Origin of the sequence: Gilliamella apis, assembly GCF_030758615.1 — a bacterium.
GTDB classification, from domain to species: domain Bacteria; phylum Pseudomonadota; class Gammaproteobacteria; order Enterobacterales; family Orbaceae; genus Gilliamella; species Gilliamella apis_A.
Genome location: NZ_CP132381.1, coordinates 2,191,388 through 2,206,262 on the forward strand (window position 1 = coordinate 2,191,388; position 14,875 = coordinate 2,206,262).

At 35.6% G+C, this 14,875-nt stretch carries 18 protein-coding genes and 1 pseudogene; all 19 read right to left on the reverse strand.

The genetic code is table 11. The features are described from left to right. Positions 1-48: 48 nt before the first annotated feature. Positions 49-480 (reverse strand): hypothetical protein, encoded by a 432-nt coding sequence (locus RAM17_RS10095; RefSeq protein ID WP_110447395.1) that lies wholly within the window; start codon positions 478-480, stop codon positions 49-51. Positions 481-513: 33 nt separating this feature from the next. Beyond that, positions 514-1,089: a hypothetical protein gene (locus tag RAM17_RS10100; RefSeq protein WP_110447394.1), complete on the reverse strand. Its 576-nt coding sequence runs from the start codon at positions 1,087-1,089 to the stop codon at positions 514-516. A 101-nt stretch (positions 1,090-1,190) separates the two neighbouring features. Continuing rightward, a complete protein-coding gene (locus tag RAM17_RS10105; RefSeq protein WP_065578853.1) occupies positions 1,191-1,916 on the reverse strand; it encodes an HNH endonuclease in 726 nt (241 codons plus the stop codon). A gap of 3 nt (positions 1,917-1,919) precedes the next feature. Beyond that, positions 1,920-3,080: an AAA family ATPase gene (locus tag RAM17_RS10110; protein WP_110448029.1), complete on the reverse strand. Its 1,161-nt coding sequence runs from the start codon at positions 3,078-3,080 to the stop codon at positions 1,920-1,922. Positions 3,081-3,411: 331 nt separating this feature from the next. Next, positions 3,412-3,603 carry a DUF1799 domain-containing protein gene (locus tag RAM17_RS12605; protein WP_372339514.1) on the reverse strand — a complete coding sequence of 64 codons (192 nt, stop codon included), beginning with the start codon at positions 3,601-3,603 and terminating at the stop codon, positions 3,412-3,414. 113 nt (positions 3,604-3,716) lie between these two features. Further along, entirely contained in the window at positions 3,717-4,028 is a 312-nt protein-coding gene (locus tag RAM17_RS10120) for a phage tail assembly chaperone (RefSeq protein WP_220000034.1), read from the reverse strand. 10 nt (positions 4,029-4,038) lie between these two features. Next, entirely contained in the window at positions 4,039-4,698 is a 660-nt protein-coding gene (locus RAM17_RS10125; RefSeq protein ID WP_110447391.1) for a phage tail protein, read from the reverse strand. 13 nt (positions 4,699-4,711) lie between these two features. Further along, on the reverse strand, positions 4,712-5,116 hold the full coding sequence (locus RAM17_RS10130) for a phage tail terminator-like protein (RefSeq protein WP_110447390.1): 405 nt from the start codon (positions 5,114-5,116) through the stop codon (positions 4,712-4,714). A gap of 3 nt (positions 5,117-5,119) precedes the next feature. Further along, on the reverse strand, positions 5,120-5,569 hold the full coding sequence (locus tag RAM17_RS10135) for a hypothetical protein (protein ID WP_110447389.1): 450 nt from the start codon (positions 5,567-5,569) through the stop codon (positions 5,120-5,122). Beyond that, the gene (locus tag RAM17_RS10140; protein WP_110447388.1) at positions 5,570-5,923 is read right to left on the reverse strand and encodes a hypothetical protein; all 354 of its coding nucleotides are present in this window, start codon (positions 5,921-5,923) and stop codon (positions 5,570-5,572) included. Continuing rightward, positions 5,923-6,402: a DnaT-like ssDNA-binding protein gene (locus RAM17_RS10145; RefSeq protein ID WP_110447387.1), complete on the reverse strand. Its 480-nt coding sequence runs from the start codon at positions 6,400-6,402 to the stop codon at positions 5,923-5,925. The genes RAM17_RS10140 and RAM17_RS10145 overlap by 1 nt, the downstream gene beginning before the upstream one ends. A 30-nt stretch (positions 6,403-6,432) precedes the next feature. Continuing rightward, entirely contained in the window at positions 6,433-7,461 is a 1,029-nt protein-coding gene (locus tag RAM17_RS10150; protein WP_258334354.1) for an Ig domain-containing protein, read from the reverse strand. A 14-nt stretch (positions 7,462-7,475) separates the two neighbouring features. Beyond that, positions 7,476-8,246, reverse strand: a complete 771-nt coding sequence (locus RAM17_RS10155; RefSeq protein WP_110447386.1) for a hypothetical protein — start codon at positions 8,244-8,246, stop codon at positions 7,476-7,478. A 73-nt stretch (positions 8,247-8,319) separates the two neighbouring features. Beyond that, positions 8,320-8,505: a hypothetical protein gene (locus RAM17_RS10160; protein WP_110447385.1), complete on the reverse strand. Its 186-nt coding sequence runs from the start codon at positions 8,503-8,505 to the stop codon at positions 8,320-8,322. Between the two features lie 658 nt (positions 8,506-9,163). Further along, positions 9,164-10,222: pseudogene (locus tag RAM17_RS12610) on the reverse strand (hypothetical protein); the annotation flags it as partial. 3 nt (positions 10,223-10,225) lie between these two features. Beyond that, positions 10,226-11,608: a DUF4055 domain-containing protein gene (locus tag RAM17_RS10170; protein WP_110447384.1), complete on the reverse strand. Its 1,383-nt coding sequence runs from the start codon at positions 11,606-11,608 to the stop codon at positions 10,226-10,228. Next, the gene (locus tag RAM17_RS10175; protein WP_110447383.1) at positions 11,608-13,125 is read right to left on the reverse strand and encodes a terminase; all 1,518 of its coding nucleotides are present in this window, start codon (positions 13,123-13,125) and stop codon (positions 11,608-11,610) included. The genes RAM17_RS10170 and RAM17_RS10175 overlap by 1 nt, the downstream gene beginning before the upstream one ends. Then, positions 13,126-13,647: a terminase small subunit gene (locus RAM17_RS10180; RefSeq protein WP_110447382.1), complete on the reverse strand. Its 522-nt coding sequence runs from the start codon at positions 13,645-13,647 to the stop codon at positions 13,126-13,128. A 29-nt stretch (positions 13,648-13,676) separates the two neighbouring features. Continuing rightward, positions 13,677-14,378: a KilA-N domain-containing protein gene (locus tag RAM17_RS10185; RefSeq protein WP_110447381.1), complete on the reverse strand. Its 702-nt coding sequence runs from the start codon at positions 14,376-14,378 to the stop codon at positions 13,677-13,679. Positions 14,379-14,875 lie beyond the last annotated feature (497 nt).

Sequence of the window (14,875 nt, forward strand, 5' to 3'; positions counted from 1 at the left end):
ACCCTCTAAGAGGGTTTAAACTGATTTTATAGTCGATAGAAAATTATCTTATTCTTTAATTCGCTCACAAACTAATTTATCTTTTGTTTTACTGGTTGGTTTATTGTTTTTATCGATGGTTGCAGTTACATCAGTCATTCTAAAACTATCGTTAGATAGATATTCAATCTTTTGCGATATTTGTCTGTCATCTACCGTATACTCAGTTTTTTTGTAAATATCTTCCAGATTAAAAGGAAATAAATGATCTACATGTTCAGATAAACCCCAAAAAAGCTGCCCATCCTTTTTGATAAAGATGTATTTATATTCACCAATTTCAGGATCACCAAAATCTTGTAACTTACCATTCTTTGATTCTGCTTCTTGTGTGCTAAGTTTACAATTCCATTCACCAAGCAACATCTCCTCAGTTATTTTTTTTTCTTCACAACCAAATAATGTTAATCCAATTAAACTTATTAACAATAAATTTTTCATATCACGTCCTATTCTTAGTTGCTTTAAAAACTGTTATTCATTTATGATTCTAAGTTTATTGTTTAATAAATAATCTATTTTATCCCAAAAATTAGATTTATTTAGCTCTTTGTGCTTAATGGTTTCTGGGAACATTAACAATAAATCCGTCCCCGAATATCTTTCTACGTTAAATGTAATAGCTTCTAGCTTTGGTAAGTAAAAACCATAATTATCAGCATGGATTACGCTAAATTCACACAGTACAAGAGATTCAGGATTTATGTTAAATATTTTTTGGTCATCATAATCCAGTAGTACGTTATAATTATATAGACTTAAAAGTTTTTTATTGTAATCTTGTTCATACAATCCAAATTTCTTCTTAGAAATATATTTTTTCAGTTCATCATCATTAGCTTTTTTAATTATGACCGTTATTTTTTTAGGAGAATAAAATGACTCTGAATTAATGCTTTTTTTTATTATTGATGAACAATATTCTGCGGACTTGTAATATAGCAAATCATCATCGTGAACATATCTAGTAATATGATTAAAAATGATAATGCATCCTATGGCTGCTAGTATCACAATTAAAGCGACACACCTCAAAATAAACTTTTTCATACCATCTCCTTTTTTTGGGTAATGGTATGTTATTTAAGGGTTCGGAGCAATAAAAAACCACCCGCAGGTGGTTTAATTGAATTTGGTTGGTTAACGATAAGTTATCTAGAGTCTAGGGCTATTTTTTTGCAGGTTTCATACATTTCATTAAGATCATCATCCCATAAGTCATTATCGATTAAAACTTGTTTGATTATTTTTGTATCTTTGTTATTAAGCAAAGTAAAAGCGAGAAAAGCAGAAAAAGCTTTATCTGGTTGGCAAAGCTGTAATGTTGTACTTATACCATTTCTAACTAATATAATATCATCTATGTTACGAGCTAATTTAATCATATCTCGGTTTATATTTTTACATACATTAAATATGGCTAAAACCAATCTTTCATCATTTAAATCTAAACAGTCTATAGTTTTTTGACCTTTAGAATCCTCACCGCCTTTAGCGTACAAATAATAATTTTCTATAGATAAATATAGTTTAGGATCTTCTTCATAAGGGTTAATAATTGGAGTAGCAACAACATCTAAATTTCTTTTTTTCTTGTTACATCTTTCGCATGATGGTAATAAATTGTTCCAATCTACAACATTGTCTGGATATAAGCTTTTGCATTTAAAATGCTCAACTTCCATGTATGAATCTTCAATCTGTAATTGGCATTCACAATAAGCGCATTTAAAGTTACTACTTTTTAACAAATACTCTATTATTTCAGTATGTTTCCATACGGTAGATTTTTGGTTTAATTTAAACTTTTCAGTTAATTCTTTAACTTTTTCCTCCTTTAAATAAGGAGGTTTATCCCCTTTCTCTAGCTTAATCATGGATTAACCCTTAAGCGCATCCAATTGCATTTTAAAAAGGGCTCTTAAAGGGTATGTAGGATGAAGTATTTGATCTAATTTATCATAGGCGTCTGCAGCAGCTTTTACGTCTTTATTTTTAAGAGCATTATCAAATTTCTTTTTAATATCTTCATATAATTGTGTTCGAAGGTCTTTCATTCCCATCACATCGGTAAGAATTTCTTCTATCGTCCATCCTTTAAAGCCATGTGGGGCGATATCTAAGGTTCTTTTTTCTAAATGACCATTTTCTCCTGATAAAGCTATAACTTCGTTCGCTTCGGCGGTTTGAATAACGTGAGGGCTATGCGTACTGATGATAAATTGGGCTTTCGGAAATGTTTTTGTAAGAACGCTGCAAACTTTACCTTGCCATTCAGGATGAAGGTGTAACTCTATCTCATCAATTAGAATAATTCCATTAAAGTCTGATGCTAAAACATTGTTGTTTTGGAATCGATATTCAATTTCTTTAATTATGCCCAATAAAATAAATAAAATAGACCTAAATCCAGAAGATAAAAGCTCAAAATATATTTCTCCTGTAGGTGTTTTTACAATTATCTCATTTTGAGTAGTAGTTTTATAAAATGTAACCTTATTATCAAGTAACGAAAAACAGCTTATTGCTAATTTAATGTTTTCTTGTTGAACATCAGTTAAATTATTAACATGCGCGCTATGCAAATATCTAGAAACAAACCATTGTTTTATATCATCATTATCTAAACCTTCAGAGTTTTGCGATGTTCTATTGGTAACGTCTGGGTCTGAATTAATACTACTTTCTCGCCTATATTTAAAAACGCGATTAACTTTTAAATATAGTAAATTGAAATTTGCATTTTCATCATCATTAACAGATTCCCATTTTGTATAGGTAAGATTTGTATATTTTTTCTTTATTGGTCGCGAAATTATTTTTCCATCTACTGAGCTTTTTATGCATCCTTGTTCAAAACCTGATTTAACACTAATAGATATCGGTTCATAACCTGAAAACAATGATGCAATTGAATCCAAAATATTTGTTTTACCTATTCCGTTTTCACCGCAAATAATATTTAAATTGGGGTCAAAACTATCTAACGACAAGCTAGATATACCGCCAACATTTTCTATTTTTAGTGATTCAATTTTCATTGCATTATCCTGTTTATTTTTATCGTCAGAATAATAGCATAATATTTCGATAAGTTGATCATTAAATAACCTCTTAAAGGTGATGGATTTTTTCATATTATTAATAAACCAAGAAGAAATTAGAGGGTTATAGAATCTCAGTCTTCATAATGAAGACGCAGGTTTCATTACTTCGTCACGCATGATACGGTTATACTGAGATCCTCACTACAAACCAATATTCTTACAAATGGGCGCATTGAAACATAAAGCTGTCCATTATGCTCAATGGCTTGGATTGTTGTTGGTGACTGATGGGTGACTTTTCAAATGTTACCCTTTAAACTAACAATTATTTTGATTTGTGCATTAATTTCAGGGCTTCACTTTCCATTATTTGAATGTCGTTAAAAATAGTTTCACTTTCTGCAATATTGTTGATCTTCATAACCCATTCCATACAGTTATAATCAAGACCTAACACTCCACTCATGCTCGTTCGCCACTGCGTAGACATGGCTTTAAACAACTTGAAAGCATCCAAATTGTCTTGCCATATCTCTACATATTCATCATCGTAATCCGATTCAGTTAACCCGAAAGCCGCCAGCTCTTCTTTTGACGGCTCAGGGGTATATAGTGCAGTAACGAGCGCTATTAGTTTTTTTCTCGTACGCCGAATAATTCACGAGAATAAGTTTTGATTATTGCGCTGCCAGATGCTGGATAGTTTTGGAGGAGTGTATCAAGATTAGCCTCATTAAACTCATCATCTAAACTCCAGCCTGTGATGATTTTCAATAGATAACTAACCAGAGGCTTGCCTTTAAACTCGGTTTCAAAATTTTCCAGTTCTTTGGGAATATAGTGTTTGAACGTAAATTCGATTTCACCGTCCTCTTGCCCAGCTCGTGGAATTAAAACTTTGCATTTAAAAGTTGGCTCTGCAACTAATTTAAATTTTGCCATTATTTAGTCCTTATTTATCTTTGTAGAAAGTGATTGCCGGTGATTCAACTGTCATGCTGATTTTTACAGTTTCAATCTCATTAATTGTGGTCGCTGGGGTTGGGTCAAAAGAAACGCGAACAGCATCATAACGAGTTTCTTTTGCTTTCGGAACATACATTTTCATTGCGACAACTTCATTGGTAAGGTCCAATTCCTCTAATAATGGATAAATAGGTAGAGAACTGTCATGTGCAATGGTAAAACTTTTGCTTTTAGCTGATTTGATTGTCGGTAATTGTCGCTCTGTGTCATCATCTAAAAACTGTATTTGAGTAAATTGTTGTTCACCACCTTCAGTTGCAACTTCTTTAATTTGAGGTAAGCGCTCCCATGCGGTAACTTTAGTTAAAGTGCCCTTTCCTTCTCCCTCTGGAAATGATTTGGTATCGCTAGTATTAATATTACCAAGCGTAACATCCGTATTATTAACTTTAGTCACCTTAGCTACTGCATTATTAATTTTTGACCATCCAGATGTGATAATAACTTCATCGCCAACCGCTAACCCATGATTAGCTTTTAATGTCGCTACAGCCTCCTTAGCATTTGAAATAGTTTCAAATTCCAATGCTGTATCTTTTGATTTTTGCACGTAAACACGTGAACCGTTAGGTAATGCAAATGCCATATAAATTCTCCAATTAAATTGTGTCAGCACGGTAATTCATGCTGATTGGTATTGTGTAAGTGGTTTTATCTGTAATAGCTGGATAGGCGCTTGGTACAGAATTGATGTAAAGTGAAAAGGTACCTTTTTTTAATTCAAGGTTAAGTTGAAAATGCTTGATTATTGATTCTACTATTTGCTGAGAACGTGATTTGCCAGTGTTAATAGGTGCAACAACACTAACTTGATAAACTCCTTTATAAATCCGTGATTCGCCGTCTAAATCAAAGCAGGTTGTAATAGCTGGCAGAATATTAGATTTAAGGTAAATTTCATCGTTGGGTGTTGCTGCTATGTTCTTGTAGACAATCTGTAAATTCAGTTGATTAGCGATAGTATAAAGGTGTGATTCAAGCAATTCAGAGATTGTTGAAATCAAGTGTTAACCTCCTTTTGCGGCGTTGTCGAAATGAGCTTGAGCGTTTAAGGCGGCAATTCTAACGATGCCGTTAGGCGCTTGTTTAGAGTGTCCAAATTCTAATCTCACACTATAAGGTAAGTTGTTAGTAAAGTAGATTGACTGAATGCCATAAGTATACCGTCCAATTTGCTCGATACCATCTTTTAGCGTGTCCATTCCTGATGGATCAACTCTATCTAGTTCAACAGATGCAGGCACATTAAAGGTAACTTGCCAGTTGCCACGAAAACGCCCACCAACATAGCCTTTGGGTGCATAACCTAGCCATAATTCAGGCTGTCCAACTGGTGACATTCTGATAATGTCTTGCAATATTTTGATACTAGCCTTTTTAACTACAAGCTCATTTTTTGCTTTCGCTTTATCTACAAACGCATTGATAGACAATAGAAAATTTTGACTATTCGACATTTAAGCTTTCCTTAGCTGTGATTTATAGCATATAAGAACATCAGCAGGTTTTACTGGATTTGGCTGTTTAATCAGATATTTTTCACCGTCGATAGTTACTAAATCATTTATATTCAGTTCGGTATCGGCAGAAAATACCATTTGAATATCTCCAGACTGAATAACTGTTCCGTCAATCTCAATCGGGTTATAATTGGTTTTTATGCCTATCGCGGTGAACATGACGCTTTCTGTCACAACTTCTTTACCGTTTACAATAGAGACCTTGCCTTTTCTGTGTACGCGGTATTTTTCGCCGTATTTTGCAAGTAGCCTTGATGTGGTGCTCAATGAGCGACCATATAAAGTACCCATTACCCCCTCTCAGCAATGCAATTTATAGAAAATCCCTCACCTATTACCAACCCTCTAAGAGTTGATATAACGGCAGGATATCGTGGTATAAAGCCTGATTTATCTATAGCGTAAGTAACACTTAGTGCTCCAGCTATTGATTCAGATTGAATTGGCGCATCTCTAACACTGGAAAGTAAATCACCTGCAATAGCTTCAATAGCTAGCATGCATTGTGCTTTTACAACCTGAACTGGAATAACACCGCTAGGTAAAAGGTAACCGTCTAGCACAATATCTTTTCTTGGAAAAGACAAAGGCTGTTCAAGCTTAGCTTTTTTACCCACCCAATTAATCCCATTCAAGTAGTCCATAGCTTTAATAAGTAAGGATTCTTTATTGTCAGGTAAAGTAATGCCTCTAGCCTGAGCGAATGCTTCTAACTCTTCAATGCTTGCATAACTGTTAAAGTCGCTAGAATTAGGATCGGTGTTTATCATTCATAGCCTCCAAAATAAGGGCTTGCGCCCTTACTCTTGACCATTATCTTTTTTAGTTTCTCCATCTTCTCCATCTTTTTCAGCTTTTGTGGCTTTTCCAGCTTTCCTGTTCAGAGTTGGAGCTTCTAATTTAATTAAAACACCAGCCGTAGATTTATCGCTGTCAAAATGTTTCTTCCAGTTTTCTTTATCGCTAAGTTTTGCTAAATCAGGATTATCACCTTTTGACGTATCCCAGCTATAACCTAGTAAATCGATATTTACTGTGCCCTCAGCGCGATAAGCTATAACTAAGTTTTCTTGGTCATTAACGTCATATGAACGGAATCCCGGAGCTTGTGATTCAGTAATTTTTACGGCATTAGCGACTAAGCCAAGAATAGCATCGACAGGCACGCAATCTGTTACAAGAACAGGTTTACCTAATGTTCCGGGTTGACCTCCATATACAACAACTCCCGCTTCTTCATGGATTTTATTGCTTATTGCCTGATCAATGATCTCGAAGTAGGTCGTTGAATGCATAACAAATAAAGAAACTCGTTCAAATTTATCTCCATATTTGCGCAAGCCTTTAGTTAAGGTTTTTTTACCGTCAGTCGCGATATCCGCAGTAGTTATCATTGATGGGTTAGATTCAATTGCCGCAATCAAAGAATGAATGGCGTATTTAACATAGCCTTCTGTAGTTGCGTCAGCAACATCAATACCGACTACTTCGGAAAACTCTGACACATCACGACCTCGCCGCTTAAATGCTTCCTCTGTGGTTTCATACGGTCCATACGCCCACGGGACTTTTACACTTACAGTTTCGCCGGCTCCAATTTTTTTGCCTTGCTTTTTGTTAGTTGAGTTAACGTCACGAGATTCAATTGTTCCTCCCACTTTATAGAATGCTCGTTTACGGAAATCTCCTTCAATCAGTTCGTTATCGATTAAAATTGCACCATTAGATGCAGTATTGAAAACTTCTAAATTATCTTGGCGACGTTCTAAAAAAGCAGTTTGCGCCAAGTCGTTATAGATGATTAAATCATTGTTTATAGTTGTTGCCATTATTTAGCTTCCTCTTATTCTTTTGGTAATTTTAAATATGCTTGTTGACCGTATTTTTGGATGTAATTATGTTTTTCCAAACTGGTCATCTTTGAACGGACTAAATTAGAACCGCCAGACTTATGACCGCCACCTCCAGTGCCTTCAGCTTTTGGGAATAAATGCGGTGCATTATCTTTTAATGATTCAACCCATTCTTGTGGTGTTAAAGGGGTTTTACCATCTTTGCCAAGTAAAGGTTCACCATCTTGTCCTACTGCGACAGCCTCGCCATCATCGCTTAAAACAAACATGCCCTTAGCACGTAAACTTATATCTTCTAATGCCTCTGGTAACGCACCTGCTTTTAATGCGGCACTAGTCATTTTGTTGCTCAGAACGATTGAACTATATTTCTCAGCTTTCTTTTGTGCGTTATCAGCTTTTTCTTGTTCTGCTTTAAGTTTTTTATCGAACTCGTTTCTATAACGCTCTGTTCGTTTACTTAAAACTTCATCAATTTTTCCTGCTGAAATTAGTTTGGCTTCTTCATCATCTGAAAATCGCTGTAAGATAGCTTTGACCGCATCAGGGTCGATACCTTCAAACTGTTTAAGTTTTTCTGTCGTATCTTTTAGCTTTCCTAATAATTCGCTGTTTTTGTTCTTTAAACCTAGCGTTTTTTCATCAGAAGCTTTATCAATCATCGCTTGAATTTCTGGCGAAATTGAAGAGCTTCCACTGCCTGCTTCTCCGCCTTCTTCTGCTTGTGAATAAAACTTTCGATTAATTTTTTGTAATAACATGATGTCCCCTTAGGATCGTTTTTTTAAAATAAAAAAGGCCGCATATAGCGACCTTAAATTGGATTGTTTTAATTTATTTGTGTTTTACTTTCTGATTTTCGAGTTTATTTATTACTGAGCTCATACTCATTGACATCATACGCTTGATTGGTACGCTTGATTCTTTATCGATCAATGCTTGAATCTGCTCCAATATATCATCAGCCCACGGCTTATTTTGAATCAATTCATGTACTTTTCTAAGATTATCGTTTGTCATGTTTTTTAAACCACTCAAGTATTAATGGATGGATACGGTTTTTTGATTTTTCATCACCTAACATATATAAAGCGAAACTTTCAGAAAATAACTCTTCATTTGAATCAGATGAATAATAACTGAGCACATAAGCCCATTTATCATTATATGCAGTTTGAGTTATTTGAGATAGATATCGTTCATCTTGGTAATATAAATAATGTCCAAACTCATGAGCTATCGTACCTTTAATACTTTGAACTGAAGCATAAGGTAGGACATCTAAGTTAGAAATTATTTTAGCTAACTGTTTTTTATCTGGTGATAAAGCAAGTTCATGGATAACTACATCTTTATACCCAAGCATAGCTGCATTTTCTGCAATTGCATCCCATTCGTTTGCATCTAACATCCACGATGCCATATGGATAGAATTTTGGGATATATAATAGGCTCCTGCTGCACTATCTGAAAAATCCTCTTTTGTCCCAAGCCATGATAATTTAGGTAAATTAAACCGTCTAATAATATCTGACGATATTTCTGCAACTTCTTTCGCACTTTCTAATGAAGTTCCCTTAGGGAATTGAACGCTATCAGCTATCTTTTTCTTTACCATCCAATTTTCAATATCTTCAATCGTTTTTAAGTTAACGGTTGAATCAACAATGCATTCTCTATTTTTTAACTGTTCAAGCGTTAATAAATGCCCGTCACGAGTAAAGAAATTTTCTGGTGCTATCTCACCATTCCTCAACAATCTTGCTCTTTCTACACCCAAAATTTGCTCTTGCCTTTCTTTTGATTGTGCTTGTAACCACTCAAGATAGGAGGTTTTAGCAGGTACTTGCCCATCCATTGACGCTCTTGTACCACTTGGTGCTTCGTCAATATTAATTCCTAATTCTCTATAGCTTTTTAGAATGAAGGTCTCAACTGAGCGACAACAAAAGTGTAGTTTGCCCGGTCCATCGCCATATGGAATGATGTGCCCTATCGGCTTGTTATCTAGTGTGTACTCTTTTAAATCACGAATCATGCACATTGGCGTAGTGCTAGTATCAAGCGTTGATAGCCATTGTTTACCTTTGATTATATCGCTATTAGCATTTCCAAATGATTCACGAGCAATAGCCGCAGTGTGAGAGACAGCAGAACGAATTACAGATGACACATTTCGCTTACTAGCCTCTAATATACCGTCTCTATAATTATTCTTTTTTGTCCCCCTTACGCGCCTAATTATTTGCTCAGTAGTTTCACCTGTTGCATAACCTGTCCGAACGGCGTTAGCTACTCGTTTAAGTCTATCATCCTCGATATTGCTCGCCCATTCAGATAATAACCGCCCCTGAAAGGGTTTAGCTTTAACGGCCGTAAATATCTGATTTGGTGATATTTGCATTAGCGGATACTTGCTTTTAACAATATCAGGTAACAATGATTCGAATAATGAATATTGATAGTTGCTTTCATGCTCGCTAAGTGAATTCAATTCACCAAATAAGTAATCAGTGATAGATTTAAGAGATTTAGAGCTTGCTAACATGGATTCAAGACGAGATATTTTAAAATCACTCGGTGATAGGTCTTCTAGTGCAACGTAAAGTTGCGCTGTTAACTCTTTGTCAACAATATCCAGTAATTTCAGTGATTCTCTGATTAGATTATTCTCATAGCCAACAAGATTGACCCGATGATAAATAGCTTCATTGCGGAGCTTTTTATTGATTGTCATAAACTACCCCGTAAACTGAGGTTCTGTATCCTTTAGTTCTTGCTTAACTAGTTCAGGATCGGCACTAGGGTCAATGATATCGATTTTTTGCATCGCTCTAATCATATCTTCGTATCTAATTGCTCCAGATTGCCATGAACTAACAATGGCTGTAATCATTCCTGCATCAGCAACTTTAGAAATAAATTCTTGATTGATTGTATAAGTAACATCATCGCCATTTAATCCAAGATATTGGGCGCACCATCTTAGAGCAGTTGTATAAGCTTCTGAAATATTAGAGCAACAAATGCCAAGTACCGATGTTGATGCTGTTTGATCTCCATTGGCTTGAGTAGCTGTTTTTACCGATGAGTTTTGCTCAATTAACCTTGCGCCGAGAGCTACCATGTAATTGCGCTTGTCATCCATGCCCTCTTTCGCTAATGAGTTAGGTTGCGCTTGAGCATAGATAAAACTACCACCCTGAGGTAACATTAATGGAGTACGAGAGCCTATTTTGACCCCGTTTTGTTCCAAATGATCTCGCCACCCTTCATCAAGCCCACTAATAGCTGGTTGCACTTGCCCACAGAAAAATAAGCTGTCCTCATAATCAGCGCTATTCCGATAATGTCCTAAATTGATTTCAATTAGTGAAGATAACGGCGAATCATCTATTGTTTGGTCGTTACTTTGTGCTCCTACAAAAGTAAAAGGTATTTCATCCCAATGCTCACGACCTTTAGGTTTTGGAAGATAATTAGAACTAATTTCAAATGGTCCGCTGTTATTTTCTCCTGCTCGACGCCAAACACGACATATAAATTTATTATCCTCTATTGCTAATTCTCTATACTGAGTTATGTCTTTAAAACCATAATCTTCAGGTTCTTCGACAACCTCACGTAAAACGACTAAAACAAGTTTATCTTTACCATTAATGCGCTTGGTTCGCCAATTAATGATATCCTCTGCCTTATAAACCAAAATCATTGCCTCATTAGAATCATCGGAGTAATCAACATATAACCCATGCCTTCCAACCTCTAACACTGATTCAAGAGTAGCCTGTGATTGTTGGTAAATACTTGTTCCTGCACCATCAGCATTCGTTTTAAGGTATTCTAACTTATCAGGAATGCTAACCGTTGGGTCTTTTCGAAATGCCATTCCAATTAACCCTATTTTAGTATTACCAGTAATATTATAAAAAACAGCTCGCTTGATATAATCTTGGTTTCGTCGCTTATTTCGTTCGCTTTCATCGGTAGGATCGAGAAAAGGTAAATATTTATTTCTTTTTGATTTAACTATTTCAGCACCAGCACAAACATCTCGCATTGTTTCCCAATGTATTGATGCCTGTTTATGCTCAGGTCGAATGAATGTAATATCATGTTTCATTAGAATGTTGTATCCATTTTAATAGTGTAAGCTGGTCTACGTCTATTACGATTAGCCACAGCAAAATATCTAAACGCATCCGCGCCGTGCGATGTGTGATCATGTAGCGGTTTATCTCGCCAACAGCCGTTTTTATCATCCCATGCTTTTCTATAGGCTTCTAAATTAGCAATACCCTGTTCGCATTTGCTTGAATCAAATGCACAAAGAGGAAGAATTTCACGAACTGATTCGATACCATCATCAACGCCTAACCTTGGAGCCACATTAAATTTAATGCTGTATTTTTCACCGTCAATTTCATAGCCTTCTTTTGCTATCTGTTTACGGCTCTTACCATCACCCGATAATTCACGATTATCAATATCGTGCGGTGCCCAGTGCTCAGCATATTCATAGCCAAGTTTTTGTGATTTATCCTTAAGAACTTTCATGTAGTGCCTGAGACCCTCACCACTATTTTCGTAGTAGTCGATGATGTGAAATTCTTCACCCACTTTACGCACAAACCAAATAGCGGTTGAATCACCGATACCCAAGTCCCAATAGGTATAAACAGGTAAATGGCTATTATCAGGTAGTACGGTAATGCGTTTTTCTTTGTATAGTTCTCTGAATTGCCTTGCATAGTAAGCACCCTCGATTGATTGCTCAAATGCTTCACTTGGAATAGATGGATATTCACGCTTCATATCATCACCCAGTGTTTTCTCTTTAGCGTGATACCAAGCTTTTTGCTCTTCTGTTAAATTAATGTTGTGTTTTGATTTAAGTTTGTCGAAATAATCAACTAACCTTTGCGGCAGTTTTTCAACAGGCTTGATTGCATATAAAGGATTTTTCCACCACGAAAAGAAGAAAAATTTCCAGTCAAGCGCAGATAAAGACTTACTTAAAATAAACGCCTTTTCCGCAGTGTTACAGTAATCATAGAAATAACCAGCTTTACCTTCGGCTGTGCTTTCTATAGTTATGAAGCAATTTGTTGCTACAGCCTCAAAAGCACCTGTGACAATCTCTCTTGCTTTATCGGGAAATTTAGCACAGATTTTACCGAACTCAGAAACATGTAAATATTTTAATGTGCCACCACGAAATGAAGTGTTTACATAAACAGAGCCACCATTATTAAAAACTAATTCACGAGCGGCATCATTTTTTGCTGGGTTGGCTTGTTTAATTATTTCAGGTAGGTTGTCATAGGCAAATTTAACCTTTTCTCTAAACAGCCTTTTTGCATCTTCAAGATTGTGAGCAATTAATGCGCATTTGTCAGATTGAAATAATGCGGCGTCTAACTGAATAATACATACTTCGGTAGTAAAACCGAGTTGGCGAGCTTTTAAAATGATATTCCTTGTATGCATCCCGTTAAAATACTCGAGTTGCTCAGGTGTCATTTTGAATTTAATTTTCTTACCTGTTTTATCTGTTATGTAATACAAATGATTTAAGCGCCAGAATCTATCTTTGAGGTTCTTTTTTAATTCATCAAAGTATTGTTTCGATTCTGCCATTTAATTTGCCTCGTCGGATATCTCCTTCATTAGTGACGCCATTTCATCAGCCATGTTAACTGTAGTTTCGGTCTTCTCTTTAAATGCTTGCACACTTATATGTTTACCTAACAATTCAAGATTCTTTGTTTTATCTGGCCACTTAATTTTTTTCATAATCGCTTCAGTGTCCCCACTTCCAATAATGGCGATATCCAATCCTGATAATGTTGTTCGCCATGTTCTCGGCCATTCTTTAATTGGGAGGAAGTCACCCGATGGAGCGAGGATGTCTAATATATCCATCTGGTCAATCTCAACTAATCGCTTTAGTACATAGTCGGCATCTATCTTATTGCGGTCATTGCGCTGTTGCTTTAACTCCATGATATAACCTTGCACCATAACATTTGATAACAACCTGCTACTCTGTTCTTGTGCCGAGCTTTCCTTATATCCAGCCCTTATTGCTGCCTGTGTCGCGTTTAAATCGATTAGATACTCACGACAAAACAGCTCCTGTTTGTCTGTGAGCTTTGTCATATGTTTCCCTTTAGATATAAAAAGCCGCACTAAGCGGCTATTCTTTGCTGTTCATCAAATAACTGTATGATGTGATTGCGTTTGAATAATTCCATTAACCTTAATTTCCTTTCTTCAAATTCCATACCTAATTGGATAAAAGTAGTATTAGCTCTTTGAAGATCGGTAATGCATTTAATCTGACATGGGGTTAAATAATCTCGAATAGATTCGTTTTTGTTAATGTCATGATGCACTTTAAATTTGGCGGATGTCATGCCTAGCGCTATACGATTGATTAAATCAGCTTCATTACTAAAGTGGTAATACTTAACTTCCTTTCCTTGATGCTCCTTCTCAAATTTTATTGCATCAGTCATTGGCTTATATTCAACCTTTGCTAATTCTCTTAATCGTTGGCGTTGATAATCTTGTTGGATTACTTTATCAAATGTTCTAATTACGTGAAGATGAAACCTTGCATTAATCCACATTGCATACGCATAAACTAATTCTTTGCATACATATGTACCTCGATAATTACCACCATTTATAACCTCAATTGCTTTTTGTCCACTCCTCATATCTGAGGAGTCCTCCAATTCTTGGATTAGTTCTTGAGTAGAATCAAGGCGTAACCAGTTTGATGGCTGTTTACTTTTATCATTTCCACTAGCTTTATGTATATCATTGATACAAAATAGCCCTTTTTTATCTTGTTTTATTGCAGTATTTAAAATTGTAATATTCATGGTATTCTCCATTAGAAATGAGTTTTAGTCACACAGGGAACCAGTCAAGAGAGGTAACCATGAAAACCATCTGGTGCCCTCTAAAACTCATTCCTAAGTGGCTCTTGTTGTTAATTGCCGTGTGATGGCATTATGATTGGTTGAAAAGTGAATTGGGTTTGTGGATTACAAACATTTTAGGCACAAAAAAACCACCGATTAGGTGGCTATATGTTTTTTAGATACAAAAAAACCGCTCTAGGCGGTTTATTGGCAATATATATATTTGTATTAAAATTTAACCCAAAAAGTTGACGTTTGCAAACACCAAAATTAAATTATTTTTTAAATCATTTAAAAACAATTGATTATTTAAAAGACCCTGTCGTGAAAATACTCGATACCGAATACAAACAGAGGAACAGGGCACGGTTACTGTAGCTAGATGATTTTCAATGTACGGGCTCGCATCTAGCCTTGCTTTACGCCAGCGAGAGTTATTGTATACATTCATGATT